General features: G+C 60.8%; 14 protein-coding genes. 13 read left to right on the plus strand and 1 reads right to left on the minus strand.

Annotated features, from left to right (window positions below):
• Window positions 1-48 precede the first annotated feature (48 nt).
• The 11 genes from PspR84_RS19015 (at window position 49) to PspR84_RS19065 (ending at window position 12,462) form a co-directional block, all read left to right on the plus strand.
• Window positions 49-753 (plus strand): MotA/TolQ/ExbB proton channel family protein, encoded by a 705-nt coding sequence (locus PspR84_RS19015; RefSeq protein ID WP_007918273.1) that lies wholly within the window; start codon window positions 49-51, stop codon window positions 751-753.
• Entirely contained in the window at window positions 753-1,154 is a 402-nt protein-coding gene (locus tag PspR84_RS19020; protein WP_007918272.1) for a biopolymer transporter ExbD, read from the plus strand. Before PspR84_RS19015 ends, PspR84_RS19020 begins: the two co-directional genes overlap by 1 nt.
• 207 nt (window positions 1,155-1,361) lie before the next feature.
• Window positions 1,362-4,073 (plus strand): TonB-dependent receptor, encoded by a 2,712-nt coding sequence (locus tag PspR84_RS19025; RefSeq protein ID WP_174244464.1) that lies wholly within the window; start codon window positions 1,362-1,364, stop codon window positions 4,071-4,073.
• 148 nt (window positions 4,074-4,221) lie between these two features.
• On the plus strand, window positions 4,222-6,087 hold the full coding sequence (locus PspR84_RS19030) for an extracellular solute-binding protein (protein ID WP_160058720.1): 1,866 nt from the start codon (window positions 4,222-4,224) through the stop codon (window positions 6,085-6,087).
• 1 nt (window position 6,088) lies between these two features.
• The gene (gene yejB / locus PspR84_RS19035; RefSeq protein ID WP_160058721.1) at window positions 6,089-7,153 is read left to right on the plus strand and encodes a microcin C ABC transporter permease YejB; all 1,065 of its coding nucleotides are present in this window, start codon (window positions 6,089-6,091) and stop codon (window positions 7,151-7,153) included.
• A complete protein-coding gene (locus tag PspR84_RS19040; RefSeq protein ID WP_160058722.1) occupies window positions 7,153-8,175 on the plus strand; it encodes an ABC transporter permease in 1,023 nt (340 codons plus the stop codon). Before yejB ends, PspR84_RS19040 begins: the two co-directional genes overlap by 1 nt.
• A 1-nt stretch (window position 8,176) precedes the next feature.
• Complete coding sequence (locus tag PspR84_RS19045; protein WP_160058723.1) at window positions 8,177-9,811, plus strand: ABC transporter ATP-binding protein; 1,635 nt, start codon at window positions 8,177-8,179, stop codon at window positions 9,809-9,811.
• Window positions 9,812-9,981: 170 nt separating this feature from the next.
• Window positions 9,982-10,503, plus strand: a complete 522-nt coding sequence (locus PspR84_RS19050) for a DUF3455 domain-containing protein (protein WP_160058724.1) — start codon at window positions 9,982-9,984, stop codon at window positions 10,501-10,503.
• 163 nt (window positions 10,504-10,666) lie between these two features.
• Window positions 10,667-11,200: a sigma-70 family RNA polymerase sigma factor gene (locus PspR84_RS19055; RefSeq protein ID WP_160058725.1), complete on the plus strand. Its 534-nt coding sequence runs from the start codon at window positions 10,667-10,669 to the stop codon at window positions 11,198-11,200.
• Window positions 11,197-11,889: an anti-sigma factor gene (locus PspR84_RS19060; RefSeq protein WP_160058726.1), complete on the plus strand. Its 693-nt coding sequence runs from the start codon at window positions 11,197-11,199 to the stop codon at window positions 11,887-11,889. The genes PspR84_RS19055 and PspR84_RS19060 overlap by 4 nt, the downstream gene beginning before the upstream one ends.
• Before the next feature lie 132 nt (window positions 11,890-12,021).
• Entirely contained in the window at window positions 12,022-12,462 is a 441-nt protein-coding gene (locus PspR84_RS19065) for a phage infection protein (RefSeq protein ID WP_160058727.1), read from the plus strand.
• A 70-nt stretch (window positions 12,463-12,532) separates the two neighbouring features.
• Here the strand turns inward: PspR84_RS19065 and PspR84_RS19070 are convergent, their stop codons facing one another.
• Window positions 12,533-13,624 (minus strand): DUF1615 domain-containing protein, encoded by a 1,092-nt coding sequence (locus PspR84_RS19070; protein ID WP_160058728.1) that lies wholly within the window; start codon window positions 13,622-13,624, stop codon window positions 12,533-12,535.
• Window positions 13,625-13,898: 274 nt separating this feature from the next.
• On the opposite strand from PspR84_RS19070, the gene PspR84_RS19075 reads away from it, so the two are divergent.
• Window positions 13,899-16,103 carry a TonB-dependent siderophore receptor gene (locus tag PspR84_RS19075; RefSeq protein ID WP_160058729.1) on the plus strand — a complete coding sequence of 735 codons (2,205 nt, stop codon included), beginning with the start codon at window positions 13,899-13,901 and terminating at the stop codon, window positions 16,101-16,103.
• 345 nt (window positions 16,104-16,448) lie between these two features.
• Window positions 16,449-17,978: an FAD-dependent oxidoreductase gene (locus tag PspR84_RS19080; protein WP_160058730.1), complete on the plus strand. Its 1,530-nt coding sequence runs from the start codon at window positions 16,449-16,451 to the stop codon at window positions 17,976-17,978.
• Window positions 17,979-18,079 lie beyond the last annotated feature (101 nt).

Below are 18,079 nucleotides of genomic sequence, written 5' to 3' on the forward strand. Positions count from 1 at the left end.
CGAACGCTCAATCAACGCACAACCGAATAACGCAAGCGAGGTGTCACCATGAACGATTTGTCTTCGATGATTGTCCCCGGCGTGCTCTGGGGTCTGGTGCTGTTTTCCGTGGTCAGCTGGGCGATCCTGCTGGTCAAGTCGGCGCAGTACCTGCGGCAGAAAGCGCAGAACAAACAATTCACAAAAGCCTTCTGGGGCGCGCCGGATCTGCTCACCGCCGCCGAGCACGCCAGTCAATATCCGGGTTCGCTGGCGCGCATCGCCAGCAGCGGTTTCGAGGCGCTGCTGGTGGAAGATTCGCCGCGCACCACGCAGCAATTGGCGCACACCATCAACCGTTCGGATCGCCTCGAGCGCAACCTGCGCCAACAGATCCAGAAGGAACGCCGCTCGCTGGAAAACGGCCAGGCAATCCTCGCCAGTATCGGCAGCACCGCGCCGTTCATTGGCCTGTTCGGCACCGTGTGGGGAATCATGGAAGCGCTGAAAAGCATCGGCGAAACCGGTTCGGCCAGCCTTGAAGCGGTCGCCGGGCCGATCGGCCACGCGCTGATCGCCACCGGTGTCGGCATCGCCGTCGCGGTGCCGGCGGTGCTGATTTACAACTTCTTCCTGCGCCGCCTGAAACTCGCTTCGGCAGACATGGATGACTTCGCCCACGACTTCGACGCCCTCGCCTCGCGCAGTGCGTTTTCCATCAGCCGTCAGGCGATCGCCAGCAAAACCACAGCCGCCGTGCGGGAGGCCAGCTGATGTCTTTTTCTACTCAGGACAGCGATGAAGTGCTCAGCGAAATGAACGTCACGCCGCTGGTCGACGTGATGCTCGTGCTGCTGGTGGTGTTCATCGTCACCGCACCGCTGATGACCAACGCGATCAAGGTCAACCTGCCGAAAACCGACGCCGTCGCTCCCGCCGAAAAGAAGGATCCGGTGGTGGTCAGCGTCGATCAGGACGGCAAGTTCTATCTGGCGAAAACCGAGCTGGCCCCGGAGTCCCTCGAAGCCAGCCTCAAGGAGGTCAAGGCCAAGGACGCCGAAGTCCGCGTGCAGTTGCAGGCCGACTCCGCCGTCAATTATGGCCAGGTGGCCAAGGCCATGGCGTCGATCGAACGCTCGGGCATCACCAAAATATCGGTGATGACCACCCACTGAGTGCGGTGCCGGGCGCGCCTTGAGAGACGCACCCGGCACCGCTCGCTGACTCCCGTCGCAATCAGCCGACCGAAAAAACGCCATGCGTCTTCGGAGGGGATCGGCTTGCTTGAAGAAAGTGGTTTTCCGCACGCGGTATCACCGATAGCGGAGCAATGAGGGGCTCACAAGGCCAATTCGATAACGTCTAAAAAGTCGGAAATAACCATGCTGATGAACACTCCACGCTTCACGCTCAAACCTTTGGTGGCAACGATTTCTCGTCACCGTTTTGTTCCGTTGTATCTGGTGGCCATGGGGATGGGCGCCGGGAATGTGCAGGCGGCCGAGGACGACAACACCGGCGTCCCGGCGGCTGCGGCGGTGGTTGCGCCGACCACGCAACTGCAACGGGTGGAAGTGACGGGTTCGGCGATTCGCCGGGTCGATGCGGAAACGGCGGTGCCGATCACCATTCTCAAGGCCGATGAGCTGCGCAAACAAGGCGTGACCACCACCGCCGAACTGGTGCAGCGCATCACTGGCAGCCAGTCGATCAACAACAGCGCAGGCTCGGTCGGCGCGGCGACTGGCGGCGCCTCGTTCGCTGACATGCGCGGCATCGGCGCGAACAAGACGCTGGTGCTGCTCAACGGTCGACGTCTGGCCAACAACGCCTTGTCGGGGACCAACTCCGCCGGCGGCGCGGTGGATCTGAACATGATCCCGTTTGCCGCCATCGAGCGCGTCGAAGTGCTGCGCGACGGCGCCTCGGCCCTGTACGGCACCGACGCCATCGGCGGCGTGATCAACTTCATCACCAAGAAATCCCTGACCGACGGCCAGTTGACCCTCGGCGGCGAAACCCCGACCCACAGCGGTGGCGGTGCAACCAAAGACATGAGTGCCAGTTGGGGCTACGGCGATCTGGAGGAGGACCGCTTCAACGTGCTCGGCGTGTTCAACTACAACAAGCAGCAGAACCTCGACGCCAACGACCGCTCGTTCGCCACCGACTACGCCCCCGGTCGCGGCCTCGATCAGACCTCCGGCACCGCGTTCCCCGGTAACTACAGCCAGAACGGCAACGCCACCAACCCGTTGGCCAACAGCAATTGCAACGGCCCCAACCTGATCGCCCGCGATGGCTTGTGCCGTTTCAGCACCCGCGAATACATCGACCTGGTGCCGCAAACCGAGAAGACTTCGTTCTTTGGCAAAACCACCGGCAAGCTCGGCGACGATCACAACGTCAACCTCGAATACTTCTGGTCGCGCAACAACAACGCCGTCGCCGTCGGCCCTGCGCCGCTGACCGGGCTGAGTCTCGATTCCTCGTCACCCTACTACCCCGGCAACGGCATCACCCCGGCGCCGACCGATTTCGCCCTCGACCCGACGCAACCGGTCGATGTGAACTGGCGCGAAACCGCTGCCGGCCCGCGTGAATCGAAAGACCAGAATACCAGCCAGCGCTTCCTGCTCAGTTTCGATGGTCTGGTCGGCGGTTGGGATTACAACGTCGGCGCCTCGTACAACCAGAACAAAATCGTCTCCAGCGTCACCAGTGGCTATGTCAGCGATCAGGCAATGATCGACGGTCTGGCCAGCGGTTTGCTCAACCCGTTCGGCCCGCAGTCGGCCGCTGGTCAGCAGTACATCGACAACGCGGCATATCACGGCGCCTATTCGACTGCTGTGGGCCGTGTAGCCGGTTTCGATGGTCGTATCAGTCGTGAAATCGGCGACTGGTTCGGTGCCGGCCCGTCCGGTCTGGCGCTGGGTGGCGAGTACCGCAAGGAGAAATTCCATCAGGACTTCGAGTCGTTCGCCGGCGACATCCAGAGCCTCGGCATCGACCCGGCCGGCAGCGTCGAAGGCGACCGCAGCGTGAAAGCCGCCTACGCAGAAATCAACGTGCCGGTGCTCGACAGCCTCGAACTGTCCGCCGCCGTGCGTCACGACAAATACAGCGACTTCGGCAGCACCACCAACCCGAAATATTCGTTCCGTTATCAGCCATTGAAAGAGCTGGTGGTACGTGGCGCCTATAGCGAAGGTTTCCGTGCGCCGTCGCTGTACGAGCTGTATTCGCCGCGCAGCATCACCTTCACTCAGGGCTACTACAACGACCCGGTGCTATGTACCGGCGGTGTGGTGCAACCGGGCGGCAACGGCGGCCGCGATTGCGGTCAGCAGTTCCTCAACCAGATTGGCGGCAACGAAGACCTGGCCCCGGAGAAGGCACGCAACGTGACCCTCGGCTTCGTCTATCAGCCGATCAACAACCTGTCAGTAGGTCTGGATTTCTGGTGGATTCACATCTCCAACCAGATCCAGCCGTTCCCGGAGTCCACCGTGTTTGATCAGGCCGGTTCCTACCCGGACCGCTTCGTGCGCAATGCCGATGGCACGCTCAACTACATCGTCACCGGCAACGCCAACCTCGGCATCGTCGAAACCAACGGTGTCGACGTGTCGCTCGACTATCGCTTCCCGAACACGCCTTACGGTCAGTTCGGTCTGGGCCTGCAAGGCACTTACGTTGACGAGTACGACTTCCAGAGCACCATCAAAGGCCCATTCACCGACAAGGTCGGCGACTTTCAGGGTGACGGCGTGATCGCGCGCTGGAAGCACAACCTCACCGGCAGCTGGACCTTCGGCGCGGCGCGGGCGGCGCTGACCAACCGCTTCACCACCGGTTACAACGACTACGACCGCGACACCCACGCACGCGTGGCGTCGTATTCGGTGTGGGACCTGTCGGCCGGCTATACCTTCAACAAGGTGCTGGACGTCGATGCCGGGATGAAGAACGTGTTCGACCGCAACCCGCCGTTTTCCAACCAGGCTTATAACTTCCAGAGCGGCTATGACCCGCGCTATACCGATCCGCTGGGGCGTACCTTGTTTGCGCGCATGACTTACCACTTCTAACCAAGAGCACCGCAACTCCTGTAGGAGTGAGCCTGCTCGCGATAGCGTTTTTTCAGTCAACCTTGCAGGGTCTGACTTGGCCTCATCGCGAGCAGGCTCACTCCTACAGTTTTGATCTGTGTGCATTCAGGAATTGAGGAGTGATTGCATGAGTTTTTTGCGCAACATGGCGGGCCTGCTTCTGGGCAGTGCGCTGCTGTGCACCGGCACCTCGGCGCTGGCCGCTGGCAGTTATGCGCTGACGGTGTACGGCGAGGCACCGAAGTATCCGGCTAACTTCGAGCATTTCGATTTCGTCGATCCCAAGGCGCCCAAGGGCGGTTCGCTCAGTCGCGCGTCGATGGAGATCGGTCAGTACAACTACATCAGTCCGTATGCCGATCAGGGTATTTCCGTGGTGCAGGTCAACGACTGGGTGTATTCGCCGCTGGCGTTCCGCTCGCTCGACGAGCCGTACACCGTTTACGCGTTGGTCGCGCAACAGATCGAGCGCGATCCCGATGGACTCTGGGTGCGTTTCACCCTCAATCCAAAAGCACGTTTCGCTGACGGCACGCCGATCACCGCCGAAGACGTGCGCTACACCTTCAACCTGCTGATGAGCAAGGGCAGCCTGAGTTATCGCCAGCAATACGCCGACGTGCAGGACGTGCAAATCGAAGGCCCACGGCAGGTGCGCTTCACCTTCAAGAACAACCTCAACCGCACCCTCGCGCTGGACTTGGCGACGATGCGCATCGTCCCCGAGCACTGGTGGAAAACCCGCGACTTCGCCAATGGCGGCGGTTTCGAGCCGCCGCTGGGCAGCGGCCCGTACCGGGTGAGCAAAGTCGACGCCGGGCGCAGCATCAGTTTCCAGCGCGATCCGGACTGGTGGGGCAAGGACCTGCCGGTCAGTCGCGGGATGTACAACTTCGACACGCTCACGGTGAATTTCTACGGTGACACCGACGTCGCCCGGCAACTGCTGCAGGCCGGTGCGTTCGACTACAACCGCGAATTTTCCTCGTCCGGTTACGTGGTCGGTTACGACAGCCCAGCGTTGCGCGACGGTCGCTTGCAACAGTCGATCCTCGCCCCGGACAAACCCACCGCCGCTCAGGGCTTCGTGTTCAACCTGCAGAACCCGATCTTCCAGGATCGCCGCGTGCGTCAGGCGATCAGCCTGCTGTGGGATTTCGAGTGGACCAACAAACAGATGATGCGCGGCTTCTACGTGCGTCAGAACAGCTTCTGGCCAAAGAGCGAAATGGCCGCCACCGCGCTGCCCGACGCCGAGGAATTGAAGATCCTCGAACCTTTGCGTGGGCAGATTCCCAACGAGGTCTTCACCGAGGTTTATCAGGCACCGAAAACCGATGGCAGCGGCTACATCCGCGACAAGCAACTACAAGCACTGAAGCTGCTCGCCGAAGCCGGCTGGACGCCGCAACACAATCGTCTGGTCAACGCTGCCGGTGAGCCGCTGGATTTCACTTTTCTCGACGGCCAAGGCGGTTTCGACCGCATGCTGTTGCCGTTCAAACGCACCCTCGCGCAGATCGGCATCACCCTCAATCTGCGGCGGATCGATTCGGCGCAATACGTCAACCGTCTCAACGCCCGCGACTACGACATGATCGTCACCAGTTTCCCGCGCAGCGGCGATCCGATCGTCTCCCCTGGCCGCGAGTTGTACAGCCTGTACGCCTCGCAAAGTGCCACGCAAGTCGGCAGCTCCAACTCGATGGTGCTGGCCAATCCGGCGGTGGATCAACTGATCGACGGGCTGGTCCAGGCCAACAGCCGCGAAGCCATGGTGCATTACGCCCGAGCCCTCGACCGGGTGCTGCAATGGGGTTACTACATGATTCCCAACTATTACTCCAAAGGCACGCCGACGGTGTATCAGAACCGCTTCGGCATGCCGCCGGTGCAACCGGCCTACGACGAAGGCCTCAACACCTGGTGGGAGGTATCGGCCAAGGCGTTGACCACCCAGCAGATGCACACTCAGCTCGCGGGGGGCCAGTGACATGCTGCGTTATCTGAGTCGACGTTTGCTGCTGATCATCCCGACGCTGCTGTGCATTCTGGTGGTCAATTTCCTCATCGTGCAGGCCGCGCCGGGTGGGCCGGTGGAGCAAGCCATCGCGCGCCTGCAAGGCTTCGGCGGGCCCAGCATGGGTGGCGGTGGCGAGGTGGCCGCGATTGGTGGCGCAGGCCGTAGCAGCCGTGGCCTCGACCCAGCGCTGATCGAGGAAATCAAACACCATTACGGCTTCGACAAACCGCTGCACGAACGCCTGTGGCTGATGCTGAAAAACTACGCGCAGCTGGATCTGGGCAGCAGTTTCTTTCGCGGCGCCAAGGTCACCGATCTGATTGTGCAGAAGTTGCCGGTGTCGCTGTCGCTGGGTTTGTGGGCGACGTTGATCACCTACCTGATTTCGATCCCGCTGGGCATTCGCAAAGCGATCAAGAACGGCAGTGCGTTTGATGTCTGGAGCAGCACGGCGATCATCATCGGCTACGCGATGCCAGCGTTCCTCTTCGCGATTCTGTTGATCGTGGTGTTTGCCGGTGGCAGCTACGTTAACTGGTTTCCGGTGCAGGGGCTGGTGTCGGATAACTTCGACAGCCTGAGCACGCTGGGCAAGGTCGGCGACTACCTCTGGCACCTGGTGTTGCCGGTGACGGCGCTGGTGATCGGCGGCTTTGCCACGCTAACGATCCTGACCAAAAACAGCTTCCTCAACGAGATCAGCCGCCAGTACGTGATCACCGCCCGGGCCAAGGGTCTGACCGAGAGGCGCGTGCTCTACGGCCACGTGTTTCGCAACGCCATGTTGTTGGTGGTGGCCGGTGTGCCGTCGGCGCTGATCGAGGTGTTTTTTGCCGGTTCCCTGCTGATCGAAACCATCTTCAACCTCGATGGTTTGGGGCGCATGAGCTACGAAGCGGCGGTGTCGCGCGACTATCCGGTGGTATTCGGCGCGCTGTTTCTGTTCACCCTCTTCGGCCTGTTGATCAAGCTGATCGGCGACCTCTGCTACACCCTGCTCGACCCGCGCATCGACTTCTCGGCGAGGACTGCCTGATGTTCAATCTTTCTCCTCTCGGTCAGCGCCGTGTGGCGCAGTTCAAGGCCAATCGGCGTGGGCGCTGGTCGTTGTGGCTGTTTATCGGTCTGTGCCTGATTTGCCTTGGCGGTGAGTTGATCGCCAACGACAAGCCGCTGGTGATCCGTTATCACGACGCTTTCTACTTCCCGATCCTCAGCGATTACCTGGAAACCGATTTCGGCGGCGAGCTGCCGTTTCAGCCGGATTACGCCAGCAATTACGTACACAAATTGATCGAGGATCAGGGCGGCTGGATGCTGTTTCCGCCGATCCCGTTCAGCTACGACACAGTCAATTACGACCTCAGCGAACCGGCGCCGAGTCCGCCGTCATCGAGCAATTGGCTGGGCACCGATGATCAGGCGCGCGATGTGCTGGCGCGGGTGATTTTCGGCACGCGAATTTCGATTCTGTTCGCGCTGATCCTCACCGGCATCAGTGCGTTTATCGGCATCGTTGCCGGGGCGTTGCAGGGTTATTACGGCGGTTGGGTCGACCTGCTCGGGCAACGGGTGCTGGAGATCTGGTCGGGGCTGCCGGTGCTGTACCTGCTGATCATTCTGTCCGGGTTTGTCTCGCCGAGTTTCTGGTGGTTGTTGGGGATCATGGCGCTGTTTTCCTGGCTGGCGCTGGTCGATGTGGTGCGCGCCGAGTTTCTCCGTGGGCGCAATCTGGAATACGTCAAAGCCGCGCGGGCGCTGGGCCTGACCGACAACGAGCTGATGTGTCGGCACATCCTGCCCAACGCGATGACCTCCACCCTCACCTACCTGCCGTTCATTCTCACCGGCGCCATCGCCACCCTGACTGCGCTGGATTTTCTTGGTTTCGGCATGCCCGCAGGCACCGCATCGCTGGGCGAACTGATCGGTCAGGCCAAGCGCAATCTGCAAGCGCCGTGGCTGGGGCTGACGGCGTTTTTCGCCTTGGCGCTGATTTTGTCTTTGTTGGTTTTCATCGGTGAGGCTTGCCGTGATGCGTTTGATCCAAGGAGCTGAGATGAACGACAACCTGATTGAAATTCGCGATCTGCGCGTGGCCTTCGCCGGGCAGGAAGTGGTGCACGGTTTGAACCTCGATATTCGCCGTGGCGAATGTCTGGCACTGGTCGGTGAATCCGGCTCGGGCAAGTCGGTGACGGCGCATTCGATTCTGCGTTTGTTGCCGGGCAAGAACGTCAGCAGCAGCGGCACGATCCGCTACAACGGCGTCGACTTGCTGCACGCCAGCGAACAGCAAATGCGCGGCTTGCGTGGCAACCGCATTGCGATGATTTTTCAGGAGCCGATGACCTCGCTCAATCCGTTGCACACGGTGGAAAAGCAGGTCAGCGAAGTGCTGGAGATTCACAAAGGTCTGAAGGGCCGCGCCGCACGCGAACGGACATTGGAGCTGCTGGAACTGGTCGGCATTCGCCAACCTTTGCAGCGTTTGAAAGCCTATCCGCATCAGCTCTCCGGCGGTCAGCGGCAACGGGTGATGATCGCCATGGCGCTGGCCAACGAGCCGGAACTGTTGATCGCCGATGAGCCGACCACGGCGCTGGATGTGACGGTTCAGCAGAAGATTCTTGAGCTGCTGATCGAGTTGCAGCAACGCCTTGGCATGTCGCTGTTGCTGATCAGCCATGACCTCAATCTGGTGCGACGTATCGCGCAACGGGTGTGCGTGATGCGTCAGGGCGAGATCGTCGAGGAGGCCGATTGCGAAGCGTTGTTTCGGACGCCGCAGCATCCTTACAGTCGTTTGTTGATCGAAGCGGAACCCAGCGGCGCGCCGGTGCCCAGTGAGTACGATCACAACCTGCTTGAAGTCGATGATTTAAAGGTGTGGTTCCCGTTGCCCAACGCGTTGTTCAGTCGCCAGCAGGATTACATCAAAGCGGTGGACGGCGTGAGTTTCACCCTGCAACGGGGCAAGACTTTGGGGATTGTTGGCGAGTCGGGTTCGGGTAAATCGACGCTGGGTCAGGCGATCCTGCGGTTGGTCGAGTCTGAGGGCAATATCCGTTTTGGCAACAAGCAACTGAGCCTGCTCAATCAGCGCTTGATGCGCCCGTTGCGGCGGCAGATTCAAGTGGTGTTCCAGGATCCGTTCGGCAGCCTCAGCCCTCGGATGTCAGTGCAACAGATCATTGCCGAAGGTTTACTGACTCACGGTATCGGCACCGAGGCTGAGCGTGAGGTGGCGGTGATCCGGGTGCTGGAGGAAGTCGGCCTCGACCCGCAGAGCCGGCATCGTTATCCCCACGAGTTTTCCGGTGGCCAGCGCCAACGCATTTCCATCGCCCGCGCACTGGTGCTGGAACCGGCGCTGATTCTGCTCGATGAGCCGACTTCGGCGCTGGATCGCACAGTGCAGAAGCAGGTGGTGGAGTTGTTGCGGCAACTACAAATCAAACATGGGCTGACCTATTTGTTTATCAGCCATGATCTGGCGGTGGTGCATGCGTTGGCGCATGACTTGATGGTGATCAAGGATGGCAAGGTGGTTGAACAGGGTTCGTCGCGGGAAATCTTTGCCGCGCCCAAACACCCATACACCCAGGAACTCCTGAACGCCTCCCGCCTCAAGCCCGACACAAAACCCTGTAGGAGTGAGCCTGCTCGCGATAGCGGTATTCCAGTGACATAAGTTTTGACTGACCCACCGCCATCGCGAGCAGGCTCACTCCTACAAGGGATTGGGGTGGGTCATTGAAATATTTTTCATAGGCACTGCATCCAAACGCCTCCGCCACGGGTAGTCCCTGTAACAGCCCTCTTCGGCTGCCAGCGATCTACCCTTTTCGGAGAAACATACTGATGAACATCACCCAGTTGATCTGCCTCACCGGTTTGCTCACCGCCAGCGCCTCAACCTTCGCCCAAAGCAGCTATCCCGACGCGATCAAAGTCCCGGACGGCCACAAGATCGCTATGGAGACCACCGGGGTCGGCGAGATCACCTACGAATGCCGTGACAAAGCCAATACTCCAGGACAGACCGAGTGGACCTTCGTCGGCCCGAAAGCGGTGCTCAATGATCGCAGCGGCAAACAGGTCGGCACTTACTTCGGCCCGCCGGCCACCTGGCAGGCCAAGGACGGTTCGAAGGTCACCGGCACACAATTGGCCGTCGCGCCGTCGACTCCGGGCAACCTGCCCTATCAACTGGTCAAGGCCAATCCGGCCGAGGGTAAAGGCGCTATGAGCGGCGTGAGCTACATCCAGCGCGTCGCACTCAAGGGCGGCGTGGCGCCGGGCAGCGAATGCACAGCGGCGAACAAGGGCAAGCAGGAAGTGGTGAAGTATCAGGCTGATTACATTTTCTGGGCGGCGAACTGATCTCCGGAACACCACAAATCCCCTGTAGGAGTGAGCCTGCTCGCGATAGCGGTGTATCAGTGAAGAATATGCTGCTGACACACCGCTATCGCGAGCAGGCTCACTCCTACAAGGGGAATTATGTGTTCTGGATGTTTGCGGAATGTAAGCTAGATTGCACGACATGCCTTTAGCCGAATCCACATTCGATTACGAAGCCCGCCTCGCTGCCTGTGCCCGTGGCGAGCGGTCGGCCCTGCGCGATTTGTATGTGCAGGAAGGCCCGCGTCTGCTCGGTGTGGCCAAGCGCCTGGTGCGCGACACGGCGCTGGCGGAGGACGTTGTCCATGAAGCATTTATCAAGATCTGGAACGGTGCGGCAGGGTTTGACCCTGCGCGCGGTTCGGCGCGTGGCTGGATATTCAGCGTGACCCGGCATCTGGCGCTGAATCTGCTGCGTGATCACCGTCGTGAAACGTCGCTCGGCGTTGAACACGAAACAGTCGGGGATGCTGACGAATTCGATGCCCATGCGCATTCGGCACGCATTCATCGTTGCCTCGAACAACTCGAGCCACAACGCCGCCACTGCATCCTGCATGCCTATGTCGACGGCTACAGCCACGCGCAAATTGCCGCGCGCCTCGACACGCCGCTGGGCACGGTCAAGGCGTGGATCAAGCGCAGCCTCAATGCGTTGCGGGAGTGCATGGGATGACCAGCGAATCGGCGCAGGAACGTGATGAACTGGCTGGCGAATATGTGCTCGGCACATTGACTGCCGAGCAGCGCATCGAGGTGCAACGGCGCTTGCCGAATGAGCCCGAATTGCGTGCAGCGGTGGATGCCTGGGAACGGCGTCTGCTGGAGTTGACCGATCTGGCGCCCGCGCAACAACCCTCGGCGCTGTTGTGGCCACGGATCGAACGCAGCCTCGAACGGCTCACGCTAAAAGCGCCGTCGACCTCATGGTGGAATCTGCTGCCGCTCTGGCGCGGGCTGAGTGCGGCTGGACTGGCCGCCACATTGATTTTGGGCTCGATCCTGCTGACCCAGACCACGCCGAAACCAAGCTTTCTGGTGGTGCTGGTCGCGCCGCAGGACAAGGCCCCGGGCTGGGTGATTCAGGCGAGCAATTCGCGGGAGATTCAGTTGATTCCGCTCGGTGTGGTCGAAGTACCGGCGGACAAGGCGCTGGAATTCTGGACCAAGGCTGACGGCTGGCAGGGGCCGGTGTCGCTGGGGCTGGTCAAGCCAGGCGAGGCTTTATCGGTGCCGCTGGACAAGTTGCCGCCGCTGCAACCCAATCAGCTGTTCGAGCTGACACTTGAGGGCGCCAATGGCTCGCCGATTGGCAAACCGACCGGGCCGATTCAGGCGATCGGGCGCGCTGTGAAGGTGCTGTAAGGCTCTGCTCTGCGGCTCCTGGCTACCATCATCGGCATCGATGTTCACCATCACGGCAATGAAGTTCTCATAAAAAATCCCGGGCGTAACATCTGCTCCATACCAACCAACAACACCCCGGAGCACACCATCATGAAACGCCAGACTCTTCTCGGTATCGCTTTCTCGGTCTTCGCTATCAACGCTTTCGCCGCTACCCCGGCCCACACCATGATCGCCGAAGGCGGCTCGGACAAACTGATCGAAAGCCGTGTGGCTGAAGGTGGCTCGGATCGTCTGCTCGAACGTCGCGTTGCTGAAGGTGGTTCGGATCGTCTGATCGAACGTCGCGTTGCTGAAGGTGGTTCGGATCGTCTGATCGAACGTCGCGTTGCTGAAGGTGGTTCGGATCGTCTGATCGAACGTCGCGTGGCTGAAGGTGGTTCGGATCGTCTGCTGGAACGTCGCGTTGCTGAAGGTGGTTCGGATCGTCTGATCGAACGTCGCGTTGCCGAAGGTGGTTCGGATCGTCTGATCGAACGTCGCGTTGCCGAAGGTGGCTCGGATCGTCTGATCGAACGTCGCGTTGCCTGATGATTGGCTGTAAGCGCAACACCCCAGAGAAACCCGGCTCCCTCAGCCGGGTTTTTTATGTCTGTGTGTTTTATCCCGCCTTGGCCATGCAGCGTTTGTAGCGCTCGTCCACACGCTTGGCGAACCACGCTGTGGTGAGTTTGCGAGTGATCTTCGGACTCTGCAGCACGATCCCCGGCAACACCGCACGCGGCAGCTTCTTCCCCTCCGCTTGCTCTGCCAGTTCGAACACCCGCTGATAGAGCTTGGTCTCTTCGAACTCCAGGGTTTTGCCCTTCTCCAGTTGATCGCGAATGGTCGGGTTGCGCATGCCCAATGACTTGCCGAGGGTGCGCACCGCCAGTTCCGTGCCGCCGGGCATGATCGAGTCGTAGCGGATCAGATCGCCATCCAGCGCCAGCGGAATGCCCGAGGCGCGACTCACGGCATTCTGAAACGCAGCATTGCGGCTCGCGTACCAACCGGCATTGAAATCAGCAAACCGATACAGCGGCTCGCGATAACTCACCGGATAACCGAGCAGATGCGCGATACCGAAATACATGCCACCACGGCGACTGAACACCTCACGGCGGATCGTGCCGTCCACCGGGTACGGATAATCTTTCGCGTGCTGTTCGGCAAATTCGATGCTGACCTGCATCGGCCCGCCGGTGTGCACCGGGTTGAAGCCGCCGAACAGCGTGCGGCCCATCGGCACCCGGCCGATGAAGTCGTCGAAAATACCACTGAGTTCTTTTTCACTGCGCGCCGCATTCAGGCGTTCGCTGTAGGTCTTGCCGTTGGTTGAACGCACTTGCAATGCGCCGCTGACCAACAGGCTGGGGATATGCACTTTCGCGGCGCGACGGTCGATTTCGTCGCGGGCGATCTTGCCCAGGCCGGGCACGGTGGGGTCGGCCTGGAAGGTGGATTCCTGTTCGGCAACGGCCAGCACCGAGCACAGGTTTTGCGTGGTCGGGCTGATGCTCTGCGCGGCAAACGCGGCGTAGATATCGGTGGCCCAGCCTTGCCGGTCAGCAGTCTTGGCCGGCATCAGCCGCACGATCTCGGCCTTCACTTCAGCAGGCGCACGAGGTACCGGCTCGGTACTGCGTTGCCCTGCGCAACCGGCGAGCACCAGCAATGCGGCGAGCGTGATCGGTAATCGAGGGTTGTGCATGTTGCTCCATCCAGTCCAATAAGCCAGAACCACCATACACAATCCGTGTAGGAGCTGCCGCAGGCTGCGATCTTTTGACTTTAAAAAACAAGATCAAAAGATCGCAGCCTCCGGCAGCTCCTACAGAGGAATATGGGTTTTGAAGAGGTGATGACAAACCGATTGCAAACCGTTACTGAGAAAACCTATCATTTGCACCTGGAGTCGCATTTGCGCAAGGAGTTCCCGCGCCGCCCTTATTTTTCTCACCGGCCGTGCGCCTCCAGGTACATACATGCCCGCTCCAGCTCGACTCGCCGTCCCGTTTCGCCCGACGTTTCTCGCCCTGCTGTGCTCCCTGACTGTCACCGCTCACGCCGCTGAAGGCGATGCCAAAGCGCTGGTGCTGGACGACGTCAACGTCAATGCTCAAGCCCCGACGCCCAACGCCTTGCCCCCGGTTTACGCGGGTGGTCAGGTTGCCCGGGGTGGCCAGCTCGGCGTGCTCGGCAATCAGGACATGATGGACGTACCATTCAGCGCCGCCTCTTATACCGAACAACTGATCCAGGATCAGCAGGCCGAAAACGTCGCCGACGTGCTGCTCAACGATTCGTCGGTGCGTCAGGCCTCCGGTTTCTCCAACCAGGCGCAGGTCTTCATGATTCGCGGACTGCCGCTCAACGGCGACGATATTTCCTATAACGGTCTCTACGGTGTGCTGCCACGGCAGATCATTTCCACCGACGCCTTGGAGCGCGTGGAAGTGTTCAAAGGCCCGAACGCCTTTATCAATGGCGTGACCCCGACCGGTTCCGGCATCGGCGGTGGCGTCAACCTGCAACCGAAGCGCGCCGGCGACGTGCCGCTGCGGCGTTACACCACCGACATCAACAGCGAAGGCCGTATCGGTCATCACTTCGACATCGGCCAGCGCTTCGGTGAAGACAACCGCTTTGGCGCCCGGATCAACCTGGCCCAGCGTGAAGGTGACACCGGTATCGATCACGAGAATCAACGCTCGAAACTGTTCGCCATCGGCCTCGACTATCGCGGCGACGCCCTGCGCGTCTCCGGCGACTTCGCCTACCAGAAAGAGCGCGTCAACGGTGGCCGCAGCTCGGTCAACCTCGGCACCGCCACACACATTCCGGATGCGCCATCGGCCGACACCAACTACGCGCCGAAGTGGGGCTACACCGACATCGAAGACACCTTCGGCATGCTTCGCGCCGAGTACGACCTGAACGACAACTGGACCGCCTACGCGGCCGGCGGCGCCAAGCACACCCGCGAAGTCGGGCGTTACAACTCGACCACTTTGGTTGGCAACAGCGGCGCGTCGTTTACCACGGGTTCGTTCGTCCCCCACGATGAAGACAACACCAGCGTCATGGCCGGCCTCAACGGCAAATTCAATACCGGCGCGATCAGCCACAAGCTCAACTTCGGCCTGACCGGAATCTGGGCCGAGCAGCGCAGCGCCTATGATTTCGACCTGACCCAATACGCCAACAACATCTACCACCCGGTGCAGACGCCGTCGCCTGTGGGCAACTTTGCCGGTGGCGACTTGAATGATCCGGGCATCACCGGAAAGACCTTCAACCGCAGCATCGCGCTTTCCGACACCCTCGGTTTCTTCGATGATCGCCTGCTGGTCACCGCCGGCCTGCGTCGCCAGCAACTGGTGGTGCAAGGCTACAACTACGCCAGCTGGGGCAGCGGCGATCGCAAGTCGAGCTACGACGAGTCGATCACCACGCCGGTGTATGGCGTGGTGTTCAAGCCATGGGAACATGTGTCGTTCTACGCCAACCACATCGAAGGCCTGGCTCAGGGCCCGACCTCGCCGACCAGCACCGGCGGCTTCCGCGTGACCAACGGCAACGAAGTCTATGCGCCGAAACGCTCCAAGCAGACCGAAGTCGGGGTGAAAGTCGACATGGGCACTTACGGCGCGAGCCTGGGTGTCTATCGCATCGAGCAACCAAGCGATGGTTACTGCGAAATCAACAGCCCCACCACCTGCACCTACGTGCGTGAAGGCGAGCAGGTCAACAAAGGCGTGGAAATGAACGTGTTCGGCGAGCCGATCCAGGGCCTGCGCCTGATCAGCGGCCTGACCCTGATGGACACCGAACTGAAGAACACCCTCAACGGCGCCAACGACGGCAACCGTGCGATCGGGGTGCCGACCTTCCAGTTCAACGCTGGTGCGGATTGGGACGTGCCGGGCCTGCAAGGCGTAGCGCTGAATGCGCGGATGCTGCGCACCGGCGGTCAATACGCCGATGCGGCGAACAATCTGAGCCTGCCGACCTGGAACCGCTTCGATGCGGGTGCGCGTTATGCGTTCAAGGTGTCGGAGAAGAACGTGACCGTGCGGCTGGGTGTAGAGAATCTGGCGAACAAGAAGTATTGGGAATCGGCTCAGGGTGGGTATCTGACTCAGGGTGAGCCACGAGTGGCGAAGTTGTCCGGCACTATTGATTTCTAAGGCTGAAAAGCCCCTCATCGGAACGCCGCCCGCCTAACCCTCTCCCGGAGGGAGAGGGGACTGATTGCGGTGTTCTTTCGAAGTACACCGACGTGTGCCATCGAGTCGAACTCAGGTTCTGAAAAGCCCCCAAATCGGCTACCTTTCCCCCTCGCCCCCTTGGGGGCGGTCCGACGTTTCGGGAGGGCTGGGGTGAGGGGGTAAATTTCACTACCGCCAAAACCTTCCCGCCGAACACCTGAAAACAGGCCTCACTACTACGGGGCCTTTTTCCGTCTGGCCGATCCACTGGCCACCCTCGCCTGCTGATCCATACTTGCTGCACAGCAAACGGAGGACAGGCCCATGAACCGCAGCGACGTCCTGATCATCGGCGCCGGCCCGACCGGGCTGGTACTGGCCCTGTGGCTGAGCAAACTCGGCGTGCGCGTGCGCATCATCGATAAAACCTCCGCACCCGGCACCACATCGCGGGCCCTGGCGGTGCAGGCGCGCACCCTCGAGTTGTACCGGCAACTGGACCTCGCCGACACAGTGGTGCGCAACGGCCATCGGGTCGCGGCGGCGACTTTCTGGGTCAACGGCAAACCGGTCGCGCAGTTGCCACTGAACCGCATCGGCGCAGGCCTGACGCCCTACGCGTTCGTCGAAATCTTCCCGCAGGATCAACACGAACGGCTGCTGATCGAGCGTCTCGAGGACTACGGCGTCACGGTCGAGCGCGACACCACACTGGAAAGCTTCGAAGAAACCGGCGACGGCCTCACCGCGCATTTGCGCCTGCCCGATGGCGAGCAGGAAATCTGCCAGGCCTGTTATCTGGCCGGCTGTGACGGCGCCCGCTCAGTCGTGCGCAAAACCCTCGACACCGGTTTCCCCGGCGGCACTTATCAGCAGATTTTCTACGTGGCCGACGTCAAGGCCAGCGGCCCGGCAATGAACGGCGAATTGCACCTGGATCTGGATGAAGCGGACTTTCTCGCCGTGTTTCCTCTCGCCGGCGAAGGCCGCGCAAGGCTAATCGGCACCGTGCGTGATGAACGTGCGGATCGCGCCGAAACCCTGGAATTTTCCGATGTCAGCAGCCGTGCCATCGATCACTTGAAAGTGCATATCGAAGATGTGCACTGGTTCTCGACCTACCGCGTGCATCACCGCGTGGCCGAGCATTTTCGCAGTGGTCGCGCGTTTCTGCTCGGCGATGCCGCGCATGTGCACAGCCCGGCGGGTGGTCAGGGCATGAACACCGGCATCGGCGACGCGATCAATCTGGCGTGGAAACTTGCCGCTGTGCTCAGCGGCGCCGCCGAGCCGAGCCTGCTCGACAGCTACGAAACCGAACGCATTGCCTTCGCCCGCCGATTAGTGTCGACCACCGATAAAGTCTTCAGCTTCGTCACCGCCGAGGGGCGCATGGCTGACTTGCTGCGCATGCGCGTGGCACCGTTTCTGATCCCGAAAATGGCCTCGTTCGAGGCCAGTCGCGAGTTCCTTTTTCGCACTGTGTCGCAAGTCACCCTCAACTATCGCGGTATGCCGCTGAGCCAGGGCGCAGCCGGCCACGTGCACGGCGGTGACCGTTTGCCGTGGGCGCATGATGGTGAGGGGGATAATTACGAATCGCTCAGACAGCCGTGCTGGCAGGTGCATGTCTACGGCGACACCAGCGACGAAATGATTGCCTGGTGCCACGAACATCACTTGCCGCTGCATGTGTTCGACTGGCGGCCGGCGTTTGACACGGCGGGGTTGGGGCGAAACGGTTTTTACCTGCTGCGCCCGGATACCTATGTGGCGATTGCCGATAACAGTGCGGATCCGAAGGTGATCGAACGCTACTTTCGGGAGCATGGTGTCCGACCTTACTTTCCTTGAACTCGATGGCGTATTCAGCATGACACTTCAGCATGCCAGCATTATGCTACCGTCTACCGCCGTTCACTCCCGCGATGTTGCCTGATTGAAAAATCGTAGAA

This window comes from Pseudomonas sp. R84, assembly GCF_009834515.1.
Classification (GTDB): domain Bacteria; phylum Pseudomonadota; class Gammaproteobacteria; order Pseudomonadales; family Pseudomonadaceae; genus Aquipseudomonas.

Bases quoted from the DNA above. Each gene is read 5' to 3' on its own strand.
- PspR84_RS19015 (WP_007918273.1), top strand. From the start codon at position 49: ATGAACGATTTGTCTTCGATGATTGTCCCCGGCGTGCTCTGGGGTCTG.
- PspR84_RS19020 (WP_007918272.1), top strand. From the start codon at position 753: ATGTCTTTTTCTACTCAGGACAGCGATGAAGTGCTCAGCGAAATGAAC.
- PspR84_RS19025 (WP_174244464.1), top strand. From the start codon at position 1,362: ATGCTGATGAACACTCCACGCTTCACGCTCAAACCTTTGGTGGCAACG.
- PspR84_RS19030 (WP_160058720.1), top strand. From the start codon at position 4,222: ATGAGTTTTTTGCGCAACATGGCGGGCCTGCTTCTGGGCAGTGCGCTG.
- yejB (WP_160058721.1), top strand. From the start codon at position 6,089: ATGCTGCGTTATCTGAGTCGACGTTTGCTGCTGATCATCCCGACGCTG.
- PspR84_RS19040 (WP_160058722.1), top strand. From the start codon at position 7,153: ATGTTCAATCTTTCTCCTCTCGGTCAGCGCCGTGTGGCGCAGTTCAAG.
- PspR84_RS19045 (WP_160058723.1), top strand. From the start codon at position 8,177: ATGAACGACAACCTGATTGAAATTCGCGATCTGCGCGTGGCCTTCGCC.
- PspR84_RS19050 (WP_160058724.1), top strand. From the start codon at position 9,982: ATGAACATCACCCAGTTGATCTGCCTCACCGGTTTGCTCACCGCCAGC.
- PspR84_RS19055 (WP_160058725.1), top strand. From the start codon at position 10,667: ATGCCTTTAGCCGAATCCACATTCGATTACGAAGCCCGCCTCGCTGCC.
- PspR84_RS19060 (WP_160058726.1), top strand. From the start codon at position 11,197: ATGACCAGCGAATCGGCGCAGGAACGTGATGAACTGGCTGGCGAATAT.
- PspR84_RS19065 (WP_160058727.1), top strand. From the start codon at position 12,022: ATGAAACGCCAGACTCTTCTCGGTATCGCTTTCTCGGTCTTCGCTATC.
- PspR84_RS19070 (WP_160058728.1), bottom strand. From the start codon at position 13,624: ATGCACAACCCTCGATTACCGATCACGCTCGCCGCATTGCTGGTGCTC.
- PspR84_RS19075 (WP_160058729.1), top strand. From the start codon at position 13,899: ATGCCCGCTCCAGCTCGACTCGCCGTCCCGTTTCGCCCGACGTTTCTC.
- PspR84_RS19080 (WP_160058730.1), top strand. From the start codon at position 16,449: ATGAACCGCAGCGACGTCCTGATCATCGGCGCCGGCCCGACCGGGCTG.